Origin of the sequence: Moraxella pluranimalium (assembly GCF_002014825.1) — a bacterium.
In the GTDB taxonomy this organism is placed as follows: domain Bacteria; phylum Pseudomonadota; class Gammaproteobacteria; order Pseudomonadales; family Moraxellaceae; genus Moraxella; species Moraxella pluranimalium.
Genome location: NZ_MUYU01000007.1, coordinates 14974 through 37977, shown reverse-complemented (window position 1 = coordinate 37977; position 23004 = coordinate 14974). Strand labels below are relative to the sequence as shown.

Here is a 23004-nt window from a genome sequence, read left to right as displayed (position 1 = left end):
TATTAGCTATTATTTACAATAATCATAAAAAGAGGTCAATTATGATTCGCACATTATTAGGTGGTAAAATCCACCGAGCCACCGTCACCGAAGCCAATCTTAACTATGTCGGTAGCATCACCATTGATGTCGATTTACTTGATGCTGCTGGTATTTTGGTGAATGAAAAAGTTGCCATCGTCAATAACAACAACGGCGAACGCTTTGAAACTTATACCATCGCAGGCGAGCGTGGTAGCGGTATCGTCTGTCTCAACGGCGCTGCCGCCCGCAAGGTGCAAGCAGGCGATATCGTCATCATCATGAACTATGTGATGATGGATGATGATAAAGCCAAACAGCACCAGCCCAATGTCGTGCTGGTCGATGGCGATAACCGCATCACCGATGTGCTACATTATGAACCTGCCAATACAGTTTGGTAATATTGGTATCAGCTTTTGGCAAACTTGGCGACAAGCTTTGCCATCATGTCGGATTCATGCGTATTAAGCTGTGATAATCCATCAATGACGCCCTGCCTGTTTTGGGCGTCTTTATTTTGGCTTAGCTTAAATGATGCTTGAATATCAATGACTTGCAAATCAATCGCCACTAACGCTTGGCACATCTTCTGAATAAATTCATCTGGTGCATCAGTCAGTCGCCACGGCGTGTGTTCTGAATTGATAGTATGTAGCTGATTTTCAAAATAATCAGTGGTCTTGGCGAGAATTTGGATTGCATCCGCCCCTGTTGCAATGCTTGGCATTGCACGGATATGCACCGCTTGGTAGTTATAAGTTGGCACTTCTTTGTGCGTGAGTGCCTTAGACGGATACCAATTGGCACTGATGTAGTGACTCGCCCCGACGAAAGACAGCAGCCAAGGTGTATCAAGGTGTTGCCAAATCGGATTGGCACGAGCGACATGGGTAAATAGCCGAATGCCGCCATCAGTGTGCTCGCTAAGTACAGGCACATGACAAGCTTGAGCTGTGCCATCAGCCACATAACTCACCGTCGCCAAAGGATAAGCCCCAATCAGCTCAATGATGGCATCCATGTCATATTGACGAAACGGCTTTGGGATAAACATCAAACCACACCTTATTAAGTTTAAACAATTAAAATTCAAGCAAGCAAAAACCCAGCCACTTCTTTGACACCTGATAAATCATGGCTTTTTAGCGGTAGGCGTGCAGGATTCATCTGCCACTTGTCATCAGCGAACACCGCCAAAATATCCAAATCCATCGCCACTTCATAATCATATTCGGCGCATTTTTTGGCAGGATTGCGGCCACAATCTCGCTCGATTTGTTTAAGTAGCTGTTCTATGTCTGTATATTGCATTGACTTTGTCAGTACAATATAAGCACAAGCATTGTGATAGACACGCTGACTACGCCCTGTGAAATCCCGCCCCATCACCACTTGCGATAACTGTATCTCACCAAGCTCATTAAGCTTATGCAAAGCACAGGCAAAAGCAGTATCCGCCTGATGGTTACTGCCTAAGGCAATCACAAGGCGTTCGACTTGCCCATCTGTCATACAGCTGTCCTGCGTACGATTTTGACGCCGACACTTTTGGCTGCCTTGATGGCATTGGGCTTGTGGATGGTGAGCGTGATTTGACTGCATGGATAATGGCTTAGGATATGCTCGGCAATCTTATCCGCCAAAGTCTCAAGTAGCTCCGCCTGAATCTCATGGCACAGTCGTTCGATGTCTTCGCTGACCGTTTTGTAATTAATCACGTGCGCCACATCATCATCCATGATGGCACGGCTCATATCACAGACCATCTCGGCATCAAAAATCAGCTGCTGCTTAATCGCACGCTCCCACGAATACACGCCAATCAGCGTATTCACTTCAAGACCTTGGATAAAGACGATGTCACCCATAACGGTTTCCAATGATAAAATTAGTAATTAGTTAGATTTTCTTTGCAATAAATCAGCACTAAATATCGCAAGCGCCGACCAAATCAGCCCAAAGACGACGATATTTTGGATGCTAAATGGCTCTTTGTACAAAAATACCGCAAGCAAAAATACGATGCTTGGTGTCAAATACCCCATAAAACTCAGCAAAGTAAAGCTGACCATCTTGGTGGATTTGTTGTACAACAGTAGCGGAATCAGCGTAATCGGCCCTGATAGCATCAGTAGCCAAATATCCGCCGATAGCCACAAATCAAGGCTTGAGCTTGCCACGCCTGCTTGTGATAACCAAAGCAGACACAGTGGTAACAGCAAAGCCGTCTCAAGAAACAAGCCATCAATGGCATCAAATGGCGTCTGCCGCTGAATGATACCATAGACACTAAAGCTCAATGCCAACAGCAAGCTCACCCATGGCAGACCGCCAAGCCACACCACCTGTATGCCGACGGCGATGGTAGCAAGTAAGACAGCGATTTTTTGTAGTGGGCGCAGTTTTTCTTTTAGAAAGACTAAAGATAACGCCACACCCATCAGCGGATTGATAAAATAGCCAAGGCTAGCTTCAAGCACTTGGTCGTGTGTCACCGCCCACACATAGGTCAGCCAGTTTGTGCCAATCAGCAGTGCTGCAATAAAGGTAATCCCAAGCCATTTGGGTTGATGGCGAATCACACCAAGCCACGCTGTGCGATGGCTAAGCGTCAGCACGACGAGCAATAGCACAAAAGTCCACACCACCCGATGTACGATGACTTCGATGGCATCATAATGACTTAGCTCTTTGAAATATAAAGGAAAATTCCCCCATAACAAAAAAGCCACCAAAGCGGTGATGATGCCTTGGGTGGTGGTTTTGACCGTTTTGGTTGGCTGATTCACGATGGGTTTTCCTTATTAGCCTTTCAAGCTTGGCAAATGATGCGATGCATTGAAAGGCTTTTTTGGTTAATCATCAACTAAGATGTATGAATTAAACTATCAAATACAGCTTATTTTACATCAATGCTTAGACCGACCGAATTGGCAAGTTCGGCAAAGCTTGGGAAGCTGGTATTGACCGTCTCCGTGCCTTGAATGATAATCTCATCAGATGCACGAGCTGACGCCACCGCAAAGCTCATGGCGATACGATGGTCATGATGCGATTCAATCACACCACCGCCAAAGATGGCATTGCGCTCGCCTGCCACGCCACGCCCTACAATGATGATACCATCATCAAGCACGGTCGATTCTACACCCAAAGTCGCCAAGCCATCTGCCATCACCGCAATGCGGTCTGACTCTTTGACTCGCAGTTCTTTTGCGCCGGTAAGCTTGGTTGTCCCTGTGGCACAGCTAGCAGCGACGAACAGCACAGGAAACTCATCAATCGCCAGTGGCACTAGATGCTCAGGGATGTCGATGCCTTTTAGGTCAGATGGCTTGACAGTGATGTCGGCGATAGGCTCGCCACCGACGATGGTTTCATTGGTGACAGTGATGTCAGCACCCATCAATTTTAGAATATCAATCACGCCTGTACGAGTCGGATTCATGCCGACTTTTTGGATGGTCAGGCCATCACCACCACCGATTGCACCCAGCACCATAAAAAACGCCGCACTTGAGATATCGGCAGGTACGATGATGTCTGTGGCAGTCAAGCGGCCACCGCCTGTCACCGTGATGACATTGCCATCGGTATGCACAGGATAGCCAAAGGCGTTCAGCATACGCTCAGTGTGGTCACGGCTGACTTCAGGCTCACGGATGGTAGTTGTGCCATTTGCCCAAAGCGACGCCAAAATCAAGCATGACTTAATCTGCGCTGATGCTACAGGCAAGGTATAATCGATAGCGGTCAATGACTGCGAACCTGTGATAGATAATGGCGCTGTGCCTTTTTCGCCGGTCGATTGGATGACTGCGCCCATTTCACGCAGCGGCTTTGCCACACGCTCCATCGGTCGCTTGGATAGGCTGACATCACCGGTCATTACGCTATCAAATTGTTGAGCGGATAAAATCCCTGCCAATAGGCGCATACTCGTGCCTGAGTTACCCATATACAACGGCTCTTTTGGCGCTTGTAAGCCATCAATGCCCACGCCATGAATGGTGACTTTATCGCCATCTCGTTCGATTTTGACACCCATATCGGCAAATGCCTGCAAAGTCGCAAGCGCATCTTCACCTTGCAAAAAGCCACTGACATGGGTCACGCCATCAGCCAGCGAACCAAACATGATACTGCGATGAGAAATGGATTTATCCCCCGGTACAGTAATCGTACCTGTAATGTGGTTTTGGGGGCGGATATGATAGCTTTGGCTCATAATCGTGTCCTTGATGGCATCGGTTGTGATGATGCTATTGGGTTTGTGTGTGGATTTTTTGGCAAGCATATGCCCAAAATGACGGCGTGCATGGCGAGATGTCGCCAGCCAATCAAGTAGTTTTTGTGAATTTTGTGTTTCGATAATTTCTTTAAATTCATTCAAATGCTGTTGAAATTCATCCAAAGAGTTCAGTAGTGCTGATTTATTGGCAATAAAAATATCATGCCACATCACAGGGTGGCTAGCAGCAATGCGACTAAAGTCACGAAAGCCCCCTGCGGCATAGCGGAAAATATCCAAATTATCATCATGGCTTGCCAGCTGATGCGTCAGGCTAAACGCCAACAAATGCGGCAGATGACTGGTATAAGCCAAAATCTCATCATGACGCTTGGCATCCATCTCAATGACATCTGCGCCCACGCCCTGCCATAGCTGACGCAGTTTGGCAAGTTGTGCCAAATCCGTGCTATCAGTCGGACATAGGATTAACTTATGCTGTACAAACAGCTCGCCATTTCGGGCATGAAAACCTGAATTTTCGGCACCGGCAATCGGATGCCCACCGATAAAGTGATGATGTGCGCCAAAAATTTCATCAGCAAGCATTGCCACGCTTTCTTTGGTGCTACCCACATCACTGATTAGGCAGTCTTTGGCAAGCACGCCTGCATCCATCGCAGCTTTGAGTGCAGACATCACAGATGCCATTGCCTTGACAGGCACGGCAATCACCACGATATCAGCGCCCTGCACAGCCTTGATAATCTCGGTGCTACCATCAGCAATCACGCCTGCATTGATGGCGTCTTTGATGCTGACGGCATTGGTATCCATCGCCGTGATTTTGCCAACCAGTGGCGTGCTACGGCGCTGATTGGCATTATGCACCGCTTGCACCAGCGATGCACCAATCAGCCCCAAGCCAATCACGCACAGATGGGCAAATAGCGGCTTTGTCATCTCATCCATTGGTGATATTTTCCATTCGATTGATGATAATGGTCAAACAAATATCAAGTGATTCTTTATAAAATATAAAAAAATCACCATCAATTCATACGCAGATTATAGGACGGCTTTTGGGTATGAGCCAAGCACTCGCAAATCTTTGACCAATGGGCGAATATCTTCGATGGCAGCGGCGACATTGTCATCACTGATATGACCATTCATATCAATAAAGAACACATACGCCCATTTGTTCGGACGCTCTGGGCGAGTCTCGATACTGGTCATCGATACGCCATGACGACGCAGCGGCTCAAGGATTTCAATCAATGCACCTGCCTTATCAGGACTTGACACCATAATCGATGTCTTGTCCGCACCTGATGCCGCCACGTCTTCACGACCGATGATTAAGAAACGGGTGGTATTACCTGGGTTATCTTCGATATTTTCGTGTAGCTTGTGCAGACCATATTCAGCGACTGCCACATCACCTGCGATGGCTGCTGAATGCCATTCGTTTTGGATACGGCGAGCCGCTTCGCCATTACTTGATACCGCCACACGCTCAACGCTTGGGAAATTGACATCAAGCCAATGACGGCACTGCGCCAACGCTTGTTGGTGTGCATAGATACAGCTTAGATTTTTGACTTTGGTGTGCTCGGCGACCAAAAAATTATGATGAATCGGCAGTTCAACTTCGCCGATGATTTTTAAACTTGAGCCAAGAAACGCATCTAGCGTATGATTGACCACGCCTTCTGATGAGTTCTCGACAGGCACAACACCATAAGACGCACTGCCTGATTCCACTTCACGAAACACATCGGTGATGGTCGCTAGCGACACTGTGGTCGCCGCTTTGCCAAAGTGCTTAAGCGCTGCTGCATGAGTAAATGTCCCCACAGGCCCAAGATACGCCACCTTTTGTGGGGCTTCAAGCTCTAGGCAGACCGACATAATTTCACGGAATAGGCGAGCCATTTTTTCGCCTGACAATGGGCCTTCGTTACGAGCCATCACCGCTTTTAGCACTTGGGCTTCACGCTCTGGACGATAAAAAATCGGATGGTCTTCGTGATTTTTTTTGGCAATCGCCACTTTTTGGGCGACTTTGGCACGCTCATTGATAAGCTGTTGGATTTGTTCATCGATGCTATCAATTTGATTGCGATAGCCTTTGATTTCGTCTGTATTAATCGGCAAGGTTGGCGTTTCGCTCATTACAGCTTCCTTTTTTTGAATCAACATAAATATGCCAATGATACACGATTTTTATGTTTTGGTGTAGTGATTTTGACAAACTTTCTTTTATAATCGTTTTAGCCAATACCGCTGACATTCATTGTCAAGGCACAAGATTTATCCGACCGATTTGTATCAGATTTGCCTGATGGTGATTGTCCAAATTAATATCAAAACAGTGGCGAAAATTGTCCAAATGTGCTACTTTTAACCCACCTTTTAGACCATTGAGATTTTTTTATGAATAGCTTAGAACAATTATCACAGCTCACCACCATCGTCGCTGACACTGGTGATTTGACCGCCATCGCACGCCTAAAGCCTGTTGATGCCACCACCAACCCAAGCCTAATCACCGCCGCCTTTGCTAGTGGCGAGCATGACGAATTATTAAGTCAAATCAAAGGCTTGGACACAGATACTGCCATCGACACACTCACGGTGGCACTCGGTCATCAAATCAGTCAGCTGATTGCAGGGCGAGTCTCAACCGAAGTGGATGCACGACTATCATTTGACACTGATGCGACCATCGCCAAAGCGCACGACTACATCGAACGCTATGCCAAACTTGGCGTCGATAAAGAGCGAGTACTCATCAAAATCGCATCGACTTGGCAAGGTATCAAAGCTGCCGAACAGCTTGAAAAACAAGGCATTCACTGCAATCTCACCCTGCTATTCACCGACACCCAAGCCCGTGCGTGTGCTGATGCGGGCGTGACTTTGATTTCACCATTTGTCGGTCGTATCACCGATTGGCAAAAGGCTCACGAAAATCGCCAAGACATCGCCATCAGTGATGACATGGGTGTCAATTCGGTCAAGTCGATTTATCAGTTTTATAAATCGCACGGCTATCACACCCAAGTGATGGGTGCAAGCTTTCGCAGTATTGAGCAAATCATCGCCTTGGCAGGCTGTGATTTATTGACCATTTCGCCCGCCCTACTTGATGAGTTGGCAAACAGTCAGCTGGCTGTACCAAGACAGCTTAGCGCAGCTGATAACATCACCGCCAAGCCTGCAGCACTTAGCCAAGCTGACTTTGAAAAAGCTCAAGAGTCACATCCGCTAAACAGTCTGCTTATCAAAGGTATTGATGGCTTTATCGCTGCTCGTGAAAAATTGGTCGAGCAATTAATAAAAGCTTAAATATAAATTTCTTAATACTTTCGTAAGTTTGCAAAATTGAGAATGTTATGCGTAAATTATTTCCAACAATGGTATTGTTAGCACTTCTAGCTGGTTGTGGTAATTCTGAGCAACCTGAGCAGCAAACCGAAGCACAAACCGAACAGACAGAACAGAAATCCACAGAATGGTATCAAGATGACTTAAGCCAACCTGTTGAAAAAGTTGGTGTGAATAATGCTCAAGAAATTCTAAAAAGTGCAGGTCTTACAGCTGCAAAAGTTTCTGATAGTACCGACAATAAAGGTGAGCCCAAGAAAATATACAAGCTTGGTGATAGCAGTCTAAGTGCTCAACTTGAGCATAGTAAAAATGAAATCATTATTGCTTGGTATCAAGCAGAAGATACAGATAGCGGTATTGAGCTAAGCCAAAAAAGTGTCAAAGATGCTTATTTGCTAGGTCGTGCAGTTTTGGGTGCTGATGGGGTGGATATTATTCGTCGTATCTCTCGTGGTGGGTTTTATAAACAAGAACCATTTAATGATTTCATCTTAACTGGTAATTGCTTTAGCGGTTTGTGCTCGGTTAATATAAGAGTTAATCAGTAAATTAATTGTCCAAACCCAAAATTTTACTTGCAAAAAATCGATACATCTGTAAACTAATCATCTGATAATTTTACCCAATATTGTGCGCCATCAGCACAATCAAGGCAACAAGGTGACCTATGAAAAAATATCAATGTATCGTCTGCGGTTGGATTTATGACGAAGAGCTGGGCTGTCCCGAAGAAGGTCTAGCCCCTGGCACTCGCTGGGAAGACATCCCTGAAGACTGGCTATGCCCAGAATGTGGCGTCGGTAAAGCCGACTTTGAAATGGTCGAAATCTAATCAAAAAAAATCCAATCATAGCCATGAATAGCGAAACCCCCTTTCACACACAGCCGAGTGTCGTACCCGAGAGCTGGCGACGATTTGGCGATATCGACTGGTATCCATCGGATTTATCCGAGCATCTGTATCAAGCCATCATTGACATCGGTGATGGCATACGCCTGTGTGTCGAAGCTGGGGGCAATCCTGAGCATCCGCCGATGATTTTTGTGACGGGTCTTGGCTCGCAGATGTTGTTTTGGTCGGATAGTTTTCTTAAACTGTTTATCAATGCAGGCTTTTTTGTTATCCGCTTTGATAATCGGGATACGGGGCTGTCTAGCAAAATTCAAATCGACGGTCTGCCACGACTTAACAAGCTTAAGATGATGCTCAAGGTGCAAGCTGGTTTGTCAAACAAAGGCGAGCAAGTACCCTACACGCTCACCGACATGGCTGAAGATGTGGCACGGCTGATTAAGACCATGCATCTGTCTGAAGTCAATCTCGTCGGTGCATCGATGGGTGGTATGATTGCCCAAATCGTCGCTGCTCGCTATCCCAAATATATCAAAAATCTTACCCTGCTATTTTCTACCGCCAACCGTGCGTTTTTACGCCCACCCAATCCCAAGCAGTTTATGACCTTTGTGCGTCGCCCCGAGAGTCATTCGGAGCGAGATATGGTACGCCATAGCGTATGGTTTATGACGGCTGTTGGCTCACCAGGACATCTGGATATCAAAGGCACTCGTGCCATCGCCGAAAAACGCTATCAGCGCAATTTTCACCCGCTAGGCGTGGCTCAGCAGCTGACTGCGATTTTGGCATCAGGCTCAATTTTGAAGTTTACCAAGCAAATCCGTGCCAACACCTTAGTCATTCATGGCGATAAAGATGGGCTCGTTGCACCAAGTCATGGCAAATTTCTTGCCAAAGTCATCCCCAATGCTCACTTTGTGCTGGTCAGTGGCATGGGTCATGATTTGCCTGCTTATTATCATCCTTATCTTGCGACTTTGATTAGTAATCATTGCAAATCCTAAACCATCGCCCAAATATTGATTAACCCTATCTTTACTATCAGTCATCAGCGGATAACTGGCGTTGATTTGATGGGGTAAAATTTGTTATGATGCTAGCAGTGTTACACCTTTAACGACAATCATGATAAATATTCACATGATAATAAGGATGGATAATGAAATCAGTGATTTTTAAAGATGGCAGTCACGCCCCTCTTGGCAATATCTACTGCATCGGTCGCAGTTATGCCGAGCATATCAGCGAGCTTGGCAACACACCAACCGGTGAGCCTGTGGTCTTTATGAAACCGACCACCGCACTCACCCAAGATAACACACTGACCTTACCAAGCTTTAGCGATAATATTCATCACGAAGTGGAGCTGGTTTTGTATATCGGACAAGATGTGGCAGATGATACCAACATTGATTTAAGCATCATCACAGGCTATGGCGTGGGGCTTGATTTGACCGCTCGTGATGTACAAGCCAATCTCAAGGCAAAAGGTCTGCCATGGACACTTGCCAAAGGCTTTCGTGATGGTGCTTGGTTATCACCTTTGACACACGGCACACCCCCTGCTGTCAGTACGCTGTTTTTGTCAGTCAATGATGAAGTGCGTCAGCATGACACTACCGATAAGATGCTGTTTGACTGCTTGTATCAGTTGCAGTATTTGCACCGTCATTTTGGGCTACGACAAGGCGATTTAATTTATACAGGCACACCAAAAGGCGTGGGCAAACTGGTAGCAGGTGATGCACTCGTGGCTAAGCTTGATGATGATGCCTATGTCATTAGCATTACCTAGGCTGTGCTGTTTCAGACTTATAATCGCTGAACTGGCTTTGATGGTTGGTCGCAGTCGACTTGTCATCAAAGCCATGTTTTTAGCATAGTTTAAAACACATGGCGACTTTGCCAAATCCACAACAAAAGCGTATTTAATTTCACCAAAGCCTAAAATTTTTGTTAAAATAACGCCATTGAGTTGATTTTCCCGTTTTATTTATTTTCTAAGGATTATTATGAATATTTTAGTACTGGGCACTGGTGGTCGTGAGCACGCTTTGGCATGGGCTTGTGCCAAAGATCCAAAAGTCGCCACCGTCTATGTCGCTCGTGGCAATGCAGGTACGGACATCGAAGCTAAGCTTGTCAATGTTGATCTTGATGTCGCCAATCATGCAGCGGTCATTGAGTTTTGCCAAGCCAATGACATTGCCTTTGTGGTCGTCGGCCCTGAAGCGCCATTGGTCGCAGGCGTGGTCGATGATTTGCGTGCCGCAGGTATCGCCATCTGGGGCCCGACACAGTACTGCGCACAGCTAGAAGGCTCAAAGGCATTTGCCAAAGACTTTATGCAAAAGCACGGCATCCCAACTGCCTTTTATGAAGTCTTTACCGAGATTGACCCTGCCAAAGCATTTGTGCAAAAAAATGGTGCGCCAATCGTCATCAAAGCCGATGGTCTAGCTGCTGGCAAAGGCGTCATCGTCGCCATGAGCGAGCAAGAAGCCTTTGATGCGATTGATGATATGCTTGCCGGTAATAAATTTGGCGATGCAGGCAGTCGCGTGGTGATTGAGCAGTTTTTGTCAGGTGAAGAAGCATCATTCATCTGCATGATTGATGGCGATAACATTTTGCCGATGGCAACAAGCCAAGACCACAAGCGTATCTTTGAAGGTGATACAGGCGCAAACACAGGCGGTATGGGTGCATATAGCCCTGCCCCTGTGGTGACCGATGAGGTGCATAACAAGGTCATCGAGCGAGTCATCCGTCCTGTGGTTGATGCGATGAAAGCGAACAGCACGCCTTATACTGGCTTTTTGTACGCAGGTTTGATGATTGATGAGCATAACGATCCGTATGTGATCGAGTTCAACTGTCGATTTGGCGATCCTGAAACACAGCCAATCATGATGCGCCTAGAAAGCTCATTGGTCGAGCTGATTGAAGCAGGACTCAAAGGCGAGCTACCTGCCACTGCCAACTGGTCAAAACAAGTGGCGCTTGGTGTGGTGCTGGCAAGTCGTGGCTATCCAGAAACCAGCTCAAAAGGCGATGTCATCACAGGACTTGGAAATGACACCGACAGCCTAAAAGTCTTCCATGCAGGCACCAAAAAACAAGGCGATGACATCGTCACCGATGGCGGTCGTGTGCTATGCGTCACAGCACTAGCCGACACCATCAAAGATGCACAAGCCAAAGCACTACAGGCCATCGACGGTATCAGCTTTGATGGTATGCAGTATCGCCGTGATATCGGTTGGCGTGCGATTGATAAAGGGTTCTAAAAATCAATTTATCAGACTACAAGATAATTGCGAAACGGCAGGCAGGTCATTGCCTGCCTTTTTCGTTGAAAGTATGCACTATTTTTATCAATCAATCACGGTTATTTATAACGTTTTCATATATTTGGGCACTATGATGAAATCCACCAAAATCAAATCATTGAGCCATTTGGCATTTGTTGCAACTTTGGCAGGTAATCTTCTCATCATCCAAGCCACATGGGCGTGTGAGGTCGTAGATGCCCAGATAGTCAATTCCACCACCGAACCCAACTGTTCATCCAAAGCAGAATTAGCATATTATAAAAAGGATGGCAAATCTGGTATTGTCAATCAAGCTGGTGAAATCATCATCCCATTTGAATATGATGAAGTTGGATTAATTAATGGAAATTTAATTACAGTTCAGAAAAATAACCTATGGGGAATTTTAGATTGTACAGGAAAAGCCGTCATTCCCATACAATACTCAAAACTTGGCTATTTTTGCGAAGGCTTATTATTTGCCAAAAAAGATAACCACTGGGGATATGTGGACAAACATAACAATACAGTGATTGATTTTCAATACGATTTCGCCATGAGATTTAGCGAGGGCTTGGCAGCGGTTAGAATGGGCAATAAATGGGGATTTATTGATAAATTTGGACAGCCAACAATTCCCCCGCAGTATGATTTAGCATTGGAGTTTCAAAATGGTTTGGCAATGGTTGAGAAAAATGGTCAATGGGGATTTATTGACAAATCAAACAATGTTCATATTGCAATTCAATATGATGAGGCGAGCGAATTTAGTGACGGTTTGGCAATGGTGGGCAATAACAAAAAATACGGATTTATTGACAAAACTGGTCAGGTAATCATTCCCCTGCACTATGATTATGCAACCAGTTTTAAAAATGGTGTCGCATTGGTTAAACAGGATGAAAATTTGTTTTTTATTAACAAGCAAGGCAAACAAATAGAATATCCTTAGATATTTCCTTGAACTATTAACATCATTAGCCAATCATAGCGATACAGGCGAATTTTTGCTATAATAAGCCATCATTTTTCATTATAAAATCAAACACGAATGACCCAGCCAATTGATAAGCTAAAAACCACGCCCCTATCTCGCCGTCTGTCTATCGCCAAAACTTCGCTCAATATCGGTAAAAATTGGGCAAAATCCAGTGTCGGCAGTCTGTTTATGAGCCAAGAACAGCGAGCCAATGCCAAGCATACCCTGCTCCAAGAGCAAGCGGATTATTTGGTGAGCGAGCTTGGTAAGCTCAAAGGTTCGGTGGTCAAAGTCGGGCAGATGCTAGCATTGTATGGCGAGCATTTTTTGCCACCGCAAGTGCTTGATGCCCTGCACACGCTCGATGCCAGCACCACGCCACTGGCTTGGCACATCATCTATGATGCGCTAAAGAGTGAGCTTGGTGAACGAGTGGCGGATTTTGAGATTGACCGTACGCCGATTGGCACAGCAAGCCTTGCCCAAGTACACAAAGCCATGCACAAATATTCAGGCCGTGAAGTCGTGCTCAAAGTGCAATACCCGGGGGTAGCAGCATCGATTGACGCTGATTTGTCAATTTTTAAGCATTTATTAAAAATTACCAATGCTGTACCACAGACCAAAGCGCTCGATGCGTGGTTTGAAGAGATTGGCGAGCTACTACATCGTGAAGTGGATTATACCCTAGAAGCCAATACCACCAAGCGATTTGCCCAGTATTTGGCTGATGATGCACGCTATATCGTGCCGACGATTTATGATAACTATAGCACGCCACGCTTGATTTGTATGAGCTTTGAGCATGGCGTATCACTCAATGATAACAGCCTAAAACAGCTACCCCAAGCACGCAAAAACGCCCTAGGTCAAGCCGCCATCGAAGTGGTCATCCGTGAGCTGTTTGAGTGGGGTGAGATGCAGACCGACCCGAATTTTGGGAATTATCTTGTACGCTTTGAAGATGGCATTGATAAGCTTATCTTATTAGACTTTGGGGCGATTAAGCAGTTTGACGGTCATCTGCTTGGCATCGCTCGTGGCTTGATACACGCAGGATTTTATCAAGACAAGCCCATGATGATGGATGCGATGACAGGTTATGACTTTTTTGATAAACTTAACGGTAAGCCAAAATCAGATATGGCGGATGTCTTTTTGATGGCGTGTGAGCCTTTTGCCAAAGCGGCAGCACTCAATCAAGTGGCTCACGGTCAGCATCCGCATCTAGACAGTGACGGACGCTATATTTGGGCTGGTAGCGACCTGTACGCCCGTGTGATGCAAAAAGCCAAAGACGGGATGCAATCGCTAGAATTTAGCCTACCGCCCAAGGAAATGATGTTTATCAGCCGTAAATTTATCGGTGCTTATGCGCTACTTGTGGCACTCGATGCACGGACGGATAGTGATGCGTTGGTTGGGAAGTTTGTGGAGTAATTTATGAAGAAAATCTATACAGTACTTGCTTGCTTGGCATATGGTTTGACCGCATTGGCAAGCACTCAAGCAATAGCAAAGACCTATCCAATTTATGAAGGCAATCAGCTATATTCACTAAAAATTTCTTCGGTCAAATCAGCACCCGATGGCAAAAAAGGCTTGTATGTCGTTGATTTTGATTTATTAGGCTGGCAAGGCGAGTCAATGGCGACACATACATACCGTGTCTATTGCCCCACCAAAACCGTGCGTAACATCTCAAATGGCATCACACGCCCTGCACGCACCGCCAAACAAGAAGATATGCAAGTTTGGTCTGGTGACTACACACTAAGATATGTTGTAAAAGCGATTTGCTAATTGAATATAAGCATTTTGTATCAGCTTGCTCATTGATTTACCATTGATTAGTTTGACACAAAATGATAAATTCACTTCAGGTGATAATTTATACTTCTTATCAAGTTGCCATTTGCCAAAGAACTTGCTACAATCACATTAATTCAACTTTTATTTAATTATGGACAATGAATATGAAGTTAAATTCAATCAATCCAGCCATTGCAATCGCTTGCTTGACCGCCGTTAGCACGCCATCATATGCAATGTATAATGATTTCCCCGCCGAAACAACGACTTGCACCATATTCAAAAATAATAAATTGCTCAAAAAATCAAAATGTCGCTACGAATATACAATGGGCAATGGTTTTATGAATGGTTCGGATTACTATTTCCACCATATTTTTGAAATCAAAAACATTGCAGGATATGGCAAATTCAAGCTTGAAAGTTACAGCCAAGCAAGCAATCAACAAGAAGATGGTAGTTATGCAAATTATAGTAGCTACAATGCGATTAACGGCAAAAAAGCCAATGTAAAATCCTATTATCGCCATCCAAAAACATATAAAATTCTTAGCGACTCAGAATTTGACAAGCTAACTAATGCAACACCTGCCACCACGCCATTACTTTGCTATTCACAAGGCAAGAACAAACTTGAAATTTGTCTTGTTGCTATTAAGTATGCATAATGCATCAGCGACTTAATCAGTTGGTTAAGTCGCTGATTTTTAACATCTTTAGCACACCCATCGCCGCCGCTCGCCCTGTAGCAAAACAAGCGGTCAATAAATAGCCCCCTGTTGGCGCATCCCAATCAAGCATCTCACCACAACAGAACACGCCTGCATGGGATGTTAATTGCAAATTATCCCCCATTGCCATACGCTTGACACCACCGCCTGTGCTGATAGCTTCATCCATCGGACGAAATCCTGTACAGCTGATGGCTAGCGATTTGATGTGCGTTGCCATTTTTGATAAATCCGACCAGTCGGTTTTATCCGTACATTCTCGCAATAGCGCAATTTTAACAGCATCAAGTCCGAGTTTTTTGAGCGCCGTATTGAGTGATTGTTTCTTATTTTTGGTTAAGTTTTTATAAATAAAATCAGCTGATTTATCAGGCAATAAATCCAAATACAAGGTAAAGTTTTGATGCTCATCCATCGCTTGTCGCATGGCGAAATTAAGCTTATAAATCAGTCCGCTTTCTAGTCCATAATGACTGATAATAATATCGCCTTGATGTCCGTCATCATCAGCTACCCAAGCCCGCACACGCTTGATAGCCTCACCATATAAAGGGGTCATAAACGCCGACCAACTACGTAACACACCGACATTACTGGCATACAGCGGTGTCAGCTCATCAGCACTTAGCCATCTTTGCCATGCGCCATCACTGCCTAGATACGCATACGAACCACCACCACACGCCAATATCACCGCATCAAATGCTTGGTCAAATCGCTCAATGATATTACCCTTATTATCCAAGATTTCAAAGCCAAGTACACGATTATTCATCTTGACACAGCGATGACGATAGTGAAATTTTACTTGATTATCATGTAGGCGATTTAGCCATGCTCGCACAAGCTTGGATGCTTTCATCTCGACAGGAAAAATTCGCCCTGTCGAGCCGACATAGCTATCAATACCAAGCGATGTCATCCATGCACGGATGTCATCAGCACCAAATGCCTGCACATACGGCGCAAGCCAATCAGACGGCGTATAGCGAGTGACAAAATCCGCCATCGGCTCATTGTGCGAGATGTTCAGCCCTGTTTTACCCGCCATCAAAATCTTGCGTGCGGCGGTGGGTTTTTGGTCAAATACATGGACATCGACATCATAAGCCGACAGCACTTCTGCCGCCATCAGCCCTGCCGCCCCTGCGCCAATAATCGCCACATTTGCCTGAGTCATGCTATTTCCAATAATTTAATTTTACTTATTTATCAATACGATTTAAAACGTCGATTTATAAAGACATTGCAGGTATATCATCAAAGCGAGTGAGATAGCCATCAGGCTTGGTGATGATAATCTCTTGGCACAGCTCATCTCGAGCCAAATACTTAATCTCAAAATGCGTACGAGCCGATGACTTGGCGATGGTCTGCTTGACATAAGGCAAATACCATACAGTATCAAGCAATTCTACCGCTTCATCGATGTATTCAGTGATGTTGCTAGCTAGAGTAATCGCCGCCCCTGCTTTCATACGCGATAATAAAAACTCAAAAAATGGCATATTGAGCCATCGTTGATTTTTGTTATGCGGTTCGGGATTGGGGTACAGGATAAACACGCCATCTAGGGAATTAGGATGGATAAAATGCACCGTAAACGCAATCGCATCAGCATGGATATTGGTAAGATTATCTAATGAATTGGCATGGCTTAATTTGTCAAATGCGCTAAATTTCTCACTGGTACGCTCAACCGCAATCAGTCGCTTATCAGGATTGGCAGTTGCAAATAACACAGCGTGCTTGCCCTTGCCTGCGCCAATCTCAAGATACAGCGGTCTGTCATCATGGCAGATGCTGACGGATTTTGGGGCGTGTAGAAACTTGGGATGAAACACTCGGCGAAACTGATGGCTTGGCGTGATGGTTGATGTCATGATTCTTTGTGCTAGTTGTGCTAAATGGATGAATAATTTGCCATTATACCACATTCACCCGCGCAAAAATAAATGTGAAATCTGCATCAGACGGACTGATACCCCAAAGCCATCATAAAACTACGCAGAAATTCGCATAAAGTGGTGCAATGCTTTATAATAGGCACATTTGCTACAATCATTGACACGAACGATTTTTATGACTTATCCAATCATTGCATATACCGATGGCGCCTGCAAGGGCAATGGACAAAATGCCGTATCGCCAGGTGGCTATGGCGTGCATCTACAGTATGATACAGGCGATGTGCGCAATCTGTGGGGCGGGGAAGCGAACACCACCAACAACCGCATGGAGCTGATGGCGGCCATTACCGCACTTCAAAGCACGCCTGCGCACTTGCCGATACAGATTTGGACGGATTCAGGCTATGTCAAAGATGGTATCACAAACTGGATTAGTGGTTGGAAAAATCGTGGTTGGAAAAAAGCCGATGGCAAACCGGTACTCAACCTTGAGCTATGGCAACAGCTCGATGCACTTAGCCAAAACCGCCAAATCGACTGGCAATGGATCAAAGGTCATGCAGGACACGCAGGCAATGAGATGGCGGACAAGCTTGCCAATCTTGGCGTTGATGGTCAGGGAGATGAATTTATCATCAATCCTGCTCACGTGGGTGAATCGTGGGTCATCGCCCAAGGATTGCAGCACTATCATCAAGCAGGCAGTGCTGTTCAGCCCATGTATGACTTGGCTGAACCTGTAGCGGATCATACACCGACTGCTGATTTATCCACCATGCAATCACGCCCTGCACCCAAATTAAGCGATTTTAATACCGAACAAAACCCTGATTATGACGGCGATACATCTCGTGCCAATCCTGATTTTTGGGCAATTTTGCCACGCCCTGTCAATAAAGGTGTCGCCAATCGTCAGCTGATCATGGATACAGAAACCACCGGCTTTGATGATCAAAATGGCGATCGCATCGTTGAAGTCGGTATCATTGAGCTGATTGGTCGTAAATTTACCGGCAACAAACTTCATGTCTATATCAATCCCGAAAAGCAGATGGATGATGATGTTATCCGAGTTCACGGCATCAGCAATGAGTTTGTCGCTGATAAGCCAAAATTCGCTGAAGTTGCCCAAGCGGTGTATGACTTTATGGCAGGTAGCGAAGTCATTGCGCACAATGCAGGCTTTGATATGCGCTTTTTGGATATGGAATTCAAAAAAGCAGGGCTGCCAAATTTCTTGGATGAAATTCAAGTCACTGACAGCCTTGCGATGGCACGGCAGATGTATCCTGGACAAAAAAACACCCTAGATGCACTCGTTGCTCGTCTTGGCGTCGGTCAAAAAGACCGTACATTCCACGGGGCTTTGCTGGACTCCGAGATTCTCGCCGAAGTGTATCTGGCGATGACCGCAGGTCAGATGAGCCTTGCGATGGATGATGATGGCGGTGCTGATGCAGGCGATCAAGAATTGCATTTTCATAATTTAGCCAATCTTGCCAATCTGCTCGTCGCATCCCAAGCAGACAGCGATGCTGATAGTGCATGGCGAACAGAGGTGCTCAAATGAGCATCACCCTATGGGTCATACAAGCAGACAGCCTAGTCTGTCATGCTGATGGTACGCCCTTTGTGCTAAGCTTAGCAAATGCCCCAAAATACGCCATCCATCTCGGCTATAGCGAATCGCACAATGACAGCCCAAGCACCATCGCACAGCACCACGAGCACCCTGTCAGCCATGTGATTGATAGTGAGCACGCCTGCAAGCTTGGCTTGATGATGAGATTTGGTGATGGCTTTGACACCAAAGATGTCCAAAACCTAAAAGCCATCAGCTTTCGCAATCTACTAAACACACTCGATAGCTCAAGCCTTGATGCACTAAGCCGTGCGATTATGCTTGTACAATGGCAAAATGACCATCGCTACTGCTCACGCTGTGGCACGCCGACACACGCCCACGCACACGGCGAGCACGCCAAAGTCTGCCCCAAATGCCGTCATCACGCCTATCCCCGTGTACAGCCGTGTATCATCGTCGCCATCACTCGCCATTGCCCTGATACGCATAAGCCACAGATACTACTTGCATTACATCATCGCCACCGCCAAAAAGGCGTCTATGGTTTGATTGCAGGCTTTGTTGAAGCAGGCGAAACGCTTGAAATGGGCGTGCACCGTGAAGTATTTGAAGAAGTTGGCATCCATATCCATACCCCCACCTACATCAGCTCGCAGCCGTGGCCATATCCGAGCAATCTGATGGCAGGCTTTATCGCTGACTATCACAGTGGCGCTATCCGTGTGCAGGCAGGTGAGATTAGTGATGCCAAGTTTTTTGATTTGGATAATTTACCACCCATCCCTGCGACAGGTACGATTGCCCATGAGTTGATTAGCCTTGTCAAACAACGGTATCTGCCCACCGCCACAGATGATTAAGCTTGATAAATCCGCCATTTTTTCCAATTTGCCTGTTTTGCCCAATTTGCTTAGTATTGATTAATTAAATTTAAAAACCTTATGACCGATTGCACCACCCGATTAGATGACTTGCCGATTTTATTTGAGCCATTGGCATTGGCGACACTCAGTGATGATAAGCGTATCCGCATCGCACAGATTGATGCGCTACTACCCCAGACCCAGTGCGGACTGTGCAGTCATCATGACGGCTGTCTGCCCTATGCACACGGTATCGTTATACAAGGCGAAGCGCCCAACTTATGCGTACCCGGTGGACAAGCTGTCAGTGATGGCATTGCAAGTATCCTAGATGTCGAGCCACAACCTGCCACACCGAGTAAATGGCAAATTGACCCAATTAGCCATCGCCCAATTGAAGTGCGTGCCATCATCCGTGAAGATGACTGTATCGGCTGCACCAAGTGCATCCCTGCCTGTCCTGTCGATGCCATCATCGGCACTGCCAAGCATATGCATAGCATCATCACCGAGCTATGTACAGGCTGTGAGCTCTGCCTTGCGCCCTGCCCTGTGGACTGCATTGATTTGGTCGAACATCCACGCCATATCGACGATAGCACACGCCAAAAAGAACAAGCACATCTACGCCAGCGTTATCACAAGCATCTAAACCGTGTCGCCAAGACCATTGAAGATGGCACAAAGCCTGTCGTCAGCACCATCGAATCACAGATGGTCAATGTCATGAATACAGCGCCAAGCCAAGCTATTAATGCCCAAAACGCCAAAAACACCATCGCCGCCGCCAAGCTACGCACCCAAATCAAAAAACTGGGCAAACAGCTTGCCGTGCGTGCCGATGATGAGCTACAAGCACGAGTGGATGCGCTCAGCCGTGAGCTTGCCATGCTTGAATCCAATTCCCAAACTTAAGCCAAACCATCGCTTGCTATGACTCAGACCACCCCCAAGACACCCCAAGAACACGAACGCTTAGAGTTGATTCGCCGACTTGAAGCGCGGGATTATATCTTTGCCCAAGACCCAAAGCTTGTCACCGACACGCTCAAAGGCGACAATCATTCTGCGTATGACAAGCTATTTATCCGTGCCGAAAAAATCGACAGCGACGGACATCTGCTTGATGTCATCACTAGCACGCATCAGATGATCGCATCATCTAAGCGATTGATTTATATCGTATATTTTGTGCTTGGCATGGTGGGCGTTGCTGGGATTTTGGCAAGTAGTGTGGTCAATTTTTTCTATGTCTTGGTGGCATTATTGGGCTGGCATAGTTTGTCTTTGCTGTGGTGGCTGATTGGTTTGGCTCGCCCCAAGCACTCGCTGCTGACAAGCTTTTTTGATAAGCTTATCCTACAAAGCCCCATCGCATCAGGCGTGTTATCAAGCAATCACACGGCGAACAAAACCGCCCTTAGTGTCATCCTTGATAACATTCGCCCCATCAAATCATGGTATCTATCCACCATCATGCATGGTGCTTGGCTATCGGGTTTGGTGGGTAGTATGGTAGGCTTATTTGGTTTATTTTTATTTCGTCGCTATGGCTTTGGCTTTGAATCGACATTGCTTACTGATGCACATTTTTATGAACTATTAGCCGTAATTGGCTATTTACCTGCCAAGCTTGGGCTGGTTCTGCCGACAGCGAGCGATGGCACGCCAGCGCAGTTTGCTTATCTTGTGCTTGCCTGCCTTGTGCTGTATGGACTACTGCCCCGACTGATGGCGTATCTGTATTGCCGTCTCAAATCTGTCGTCAGCGTCCGCACCGATACCAATCAGCCATATTATCAAGCGCTGATGGCGCAGTTTAGCCAGATCATCATTGATCATGATGATTATCAAGTGCCAAATGTCAAGCCAATACACCCTATCAGTGATACACCGCATGAGCGACTGATCAAAGCTACCCTTGAGCGTGCTGATACAGACTATGTGATGACATTGTCCGTGCTTAGTGATGCAGGCGTAGTGGATACTCGTGATGAGCTGATGGCACTGATTAATGAGTGCGATAGCCATGATGCACAGCTGTATCTTGGCATTGATACCAGTACACCGCCTGATCGGGGGATTTTGCGTAAGATTCACGCCCTACAACAAATCCACCACGGCATCATCGTTACTTGGCTTGGCAAACCAACTCACATCGATGCATGGCAAATGGCAATGAATGAACGGGGGATCTTGGTGGTATAAGCCAAATTATCCGATTTATTTGATAAATAGATATTAAATATATTTTAAAAGATAAAAGCCACAACACTGTGGCTTTTTTTACTGTGGTTTTGTTGATTGAGCATATCTTTATAGAGCCAATCATTATTCGCTGACAAAGGCAATCTTTTTTAGCCCTGCTTCGCCTGCCACCGCAAGCACTTGGGCAACCATATCATATTTACCCGACTTATCAGCACGCAGATTGATTTGTGGATTGTTGCCCTGTTTGACTTCTTCGCCAAATCGACGATTGAGCTCATCAAGGCTGATTGGCTCTTTATCCCAATAGATTTGGCTGTCTGCATCAATGCTGATTTGCAGCACCTGTGGCGGTGCATCATTGACGCTAGCAGCAGTTTTTGGCAAATCCAGTGGCACGGTCGGATTGAGCACCGTCGCTGTCACAAGAAAAATAATCATCAGCACAAGCATGATATCAATGAGCGGAATCAGATTCATCTCATTCATGCCTTGATCGTCATGATCTCCAAGCTCGAACGCCATATCGCCCCCTTATTGTGCCGTTTTTGCCAAGATTTGATGCGCGGTATCTGTGGCGATGTGCAGGGCTTTTTTGTTGATGCGTACAGCGATATTATAAAAAATCACCGCAGGAATCGCCACCGCCAAGCCAAGACCTGTCATAATCAGCGCTTCACCCACAGGGCCTGCCACTTGTGCAAGACCTGCTTGTCCGCTTTTGCCGATACTGTGTAGCGCATGAAAAATGCCCCACACCGTGCCAAATAGCCCAATAAACGGCGCAATCGATGCCGTCGTCCCAAGCACTGGCAAGCCTTTTTCGAGCTCAAAGCGAAAACGGGCAATGTGCTGAAGTAGCTTTTGTTCGGTAATCATCTTTTTTTGGTTAAAATCCAAGCCATCCACCGACACATCCGCCATCGCCGCTGTCAGGCATTTGTCAATCGTGCCCGATAGACGCTTGGAATTGAGCACACGGATGATGCCCACAATCCAAGATGTCACTGACAATGCCAATAGCACAAAAAACAATGCCTTGCTCACCGCATCAGTATGCGACCAATAAAATGCAAAATCCATAGTTAGTTACCT

At 46.0% G+C, this 23004-nt stretch carries 25 protein-coding genes; 15 read left to right on the top strand and 10 right to left on the bottom strand.

What is annotated here, in order from left to right; all coding sequences use genetic code 11:
- Positions 1 to 41 precede the first annotated feature (41 nt).
- Positions 42 to 425, top strand: coding sequence for an aspartate 1-decarboxylase (gene panD, locus B0680_RS03115; RefSeq protein WP_078253594.1), 384 nt, complete (start codon positions 42 to 44; stop codon positions 423 to 425).
- 8 nt (positions 426 to 433) lie between these two features.
- On the opposite strand, the gene B0680_RS03110 is transcribed toward panD, so the two are convergent.
- The 6 genes from B0680_RS03110 to pheA all read right to left on the bottom strand — a co-directional run bounded on the left by B0680_RS03110 (position 434) and on the right by pheA (position 6433).
- Positions 434 to 1078: an FMN-binding negative transcriptional regulator gene (locus B0680_RS03110; protein WP_078253593.1), complete on the bottom strand. Its 645-nt coding sequence runs from the start codon at positions 1076 to 1078 to the stop codon at positions 434 to 436.
- A gap of 35 nt (positions 1079 to 1113) precedes the next feature.
- Complete coding sequence (locus B0680_RS03105) at positions 1114 to 1536, bottom strand: 2-amino-4-hydroxy-6-hydroxymethyldihydropteridine diphosphokinase (RefSeq protein ID WP_078253592.1); 423 nt, start codon at positions 1534 to 1536, stop codon at positions 1114 to 1116.
- A complete protein-coding gene (gene folB, locus B0680_RS03100; RefSeq protein ID WP_078253591.1) occupies positions 1533 to 1892 on the bottom strand; it encodes a dihydroneopterin aldolase in 360 nt (119 codons plus the stop codon). Before folB ends, B0680_RS03105 begins: the two co-directional genes overlap by 4 nt.
- 27 nt (positions 1893 to 1919) lie before the next feature.
- Positions 1920 to 2813: an EamA family transporter RarD gene (gene rarD / locus B0680_RS03095; RefSeq protein ID WP_078253590.1), complete on the bottom strand. Its 894-nt coding sequence runs from the start codon at positions 2811 to 2813 to the stop codon at positions 1920 to 1922.
- A gap of 110 nt (positions 2814 to 2923) precedes the next feature.
- On the bottom strand, positions 2924 to 5227 hold the full coding sequence (locus B0680_RS03090) for a bifunctional prephenate dehydrogenase/3-phosphoshikimate 1-carboxyvinyltransferase (RefSeq protein WP_078253589.1): 2304 nt from the start codon (positions 5225 to 5227) through the stop codon (positions 2924 to 2926).
- A 96-nt stretch (positions 5228 to 5323) separates the two neighbouring features.
- Positions 5324 to 6433, bottom strand: coding sequence for a prephenate dehydratase (gene pheA, locus B0680_RS03085; RefSeq protein ID WP_078253588.1), 1110 nt, complete (start codon positions 6431 to 6433; stop codon positions 5324 to 5326).
- A gap of 261 nt (positions 6434 to 6694) precedes the next feature.
- Between pheA and B0680_RS03080 the strand changes: the two genes are divergently transcribed.
- From B0680_RS03080 to B0680_RS03035, 10 genes are all read left to right on the top strand, one after another.
- Positions 6695 to 7609, top strand: coding sequence for a transaldolase (locus B0680_RS03080; RefSeq protein ID WP_078253587.1), 915 nt, complete (start codon positions 6695 to 6697; stop codon positions 7607 to 7609).
- 47 nt (positions 7610 to 7656) lie between these two features.
- Positions 7657 to 8199 carry a lipoprotein gene (locus tag B0680_RS03075; protein ID WP_078253586.1) on the top strand — a complete coding sequence of 181 codons (543 nt, stop codon included), beginning with the start codon at positions 7657 to 7659 and terminating at the stop codon, positions 8197 to 8199.
- A gap of 119 nt (positions 8200 to 8318) precedes the next feature.
- Positions 8319 to 8483, top strand: a complete 165-nt coding sequence (gene rd / locus B0680_RS03070; RefSeq protein WP_078253585.1) for a rubredoxin — start codon at positions 8319 to 8321, stop codon at positions 8481 to 8483.
- 23 nt (positions 8484 to 8506) lie between these two features.
- Entirely contained in the window at positions 8507 to 9511 is a 1005-nt protein-coding gene (locus B0680_RS03065; RefSeq protein WP_078253584.1) for an alpha/beta fold hydrolase, read from the top strand.
- Positions 9512 to 9666: 155 nt separating this feature from the next.
- Positions 9667 to 10302: a fumarylacetoacetate hydrolase family protein gene (locus B0680_RS03060; RefSeq protein WP_078253583.1), complete on the top strand. Its 636-nt coding sequence runs from the start codon at positions 9667 to 9669 to the stop codon at positions 10300 to 10302.
- 217 nt (positions 10303 to 10519) lie between these two features.
- Positions 10520 to 11797, top strand: a complete 1278-nt coding sequence (gene purD / locus B0680_RS03055; RefSeq protein WP_078253582.1) for a phosphoribosylamine--glycine ligase — start codon at positions 10520 to 10522, stop codon at positions 11795 to 11797.
- A 136-nt stretch (positions 11798 to 11933) separates the two neighbouring features.
- Entirely contained in the window at positions 11934 to 12773 is an 840-nt protein-coding gene (locus tag B0680_RS03050; protein ID WP_158078293.1) for a WG repeat-containing protein, read from the top strand.
- Between the two features lie 99 nt (positions 12774 to 12872).
- Entirely contained in the window at positions 12873 to 14240 is a 1368-nt protein-coding gene (locus tag B0680_RS03045) for an ABC1 kinase family protein (protein ID WP_078253580.1), read from the top strand.
- 3 nt (positions 14241 to 14243) lie between these two features.
- Positions 14244 to 14603, top strand: a complete 360-nt coding sequence (locus B0680_RS03040) for a hypothetical protein (RefSeq protein ID WP_078253579.1) — start codon at positions 14244 to 14246, stop codon at positions 14601 to 14603.
- A 173-nt stretch (positions 14604 to 14776) separates the two neighbouring features.
- On the top strand, positions 14777 to 15280 hold the full coding sequence (locus tag B0680_RS03035) for a hypothetical protein (RefSeq protein WP_078253578.1): 504 nt from the start codon (positions 14777 to 14779) through the stop codon (positions 15278 to 15280).
- 16 nt (positions 15281 to 15296) lie between these two features.
- On the opposite strand, the gene B0680_RS03030 is transcribed toward B0680_RS03035, so the two are convergent.
- Complete coding sequence (locus tag B0680_RS03030; protein ID WP_078253577.1) at positions 15297 to 16523, bottom strand: TIGR03862 family flavoprotein; 1227 nt, start codon at positions 16521 to 16523, stop codon at positions 15297 to 15299.
- A gap of 55 nt (positions 16524 to 16578) precedes the next feature.
- On the bottom strand, positions 16579 to 17226 hold the full coding sequence (locus tag B0680_RS03025; RefSeq protein WP_078253645.1) for a class I SAM-dependent methyltransferase: 648 nt from the start codon (positions 17224 to 17226) through the stop codon (positions 16579 to 16581).
- A 199-nt stretch (positions 17227 to 17425) separates the two neighbouring features.
- On the opposite strand from B0680_RS03025, the gene dnaQ reads away from it, so the two are divergent.
- The 4 genes from dnaQ (at position 17426) to B0680_RS03005 (ending at position 21909) form a co-directional block, all read left to right on the top strand.
- Positions 17426 to 18823: a DNA polymerase III subunit epsilon gene (gene dnaQ, locus B0680_RS03020; RefSeq protein ID WP_078253576.1), complete on the top strand. Its 1398-nt coding sequence runs from the start codon at positions 17426 to 17428 to the stop codon at positions 18821 to 18823.
- Complete coding sequence (gene nudC, locus B0680_RS03015) at positions 18820 to 19698, top strand: NAD(+) diphosphatase (protein WP_078253575.1); 879 nt, start codon at positions 18820 to 18822, stop codon at positions 19696 to 19698. Before dnaQ ends, nudC begins: the two co-directional genes overlap by 4 nt.
- Before the next feature lie 81 nt (positions 19699 to 19779).
- Positions 19780 to 20616: an RnfABCDGE type electron transport complex subunit B gene (locus B0680_RS03010; RefSeq protein ID WP_078253574.1), complete on the top strand. Its 837-nt coding sequence runs from the start codon at positions 19780 to 19782 to the stop codon at positions 20614 to 20616.
- Between the two features lie 18 nt (positions 20617 to 20634).
- Entirely contained in the window at positions 20635 to 21909 is a 1275-nt protein-coding gene (locus tag B0680_RS03005) for a DUF2868 domain-containing protein (RefSeq protein WP_078253573.1), read from the top strand.
- A gap of 123 nt (positions 21910 to 22032) precedes the next feature.
- Here B0680_RS03005 and B0680_RS03000 read toward each other — a convergent pair whose 3' ends face one another.
- Both B0680_RS03000 and B0680_RS02995 read right to left on the bottom strand, forming a co-directional pair.
- Positions 22033 to 22434: an ExbD/TolR family protein gene (locus B0680_RS03000; protein WP_078253572.1), complete on the bottom strand. Its 402-nt coding sequence runs from the start codon at positions 22432 to 22434 to the stop codon at positions 22033 to 22035.
- A 9-nt stretch (positions 22435 to 22443) separates the two neighbouring features.
- Entirely contained in the window at positions 22444 to 22992 is a 549-nt protein-coding gene (locus B0680_RS02995) for a MotA/TolQ/ExbB proton channel family protein (RefSeq protein WP_078253571.1), read from the bottom strand.
- Positions 22993 to 23004: the final 12 nt, after the last annotated feature.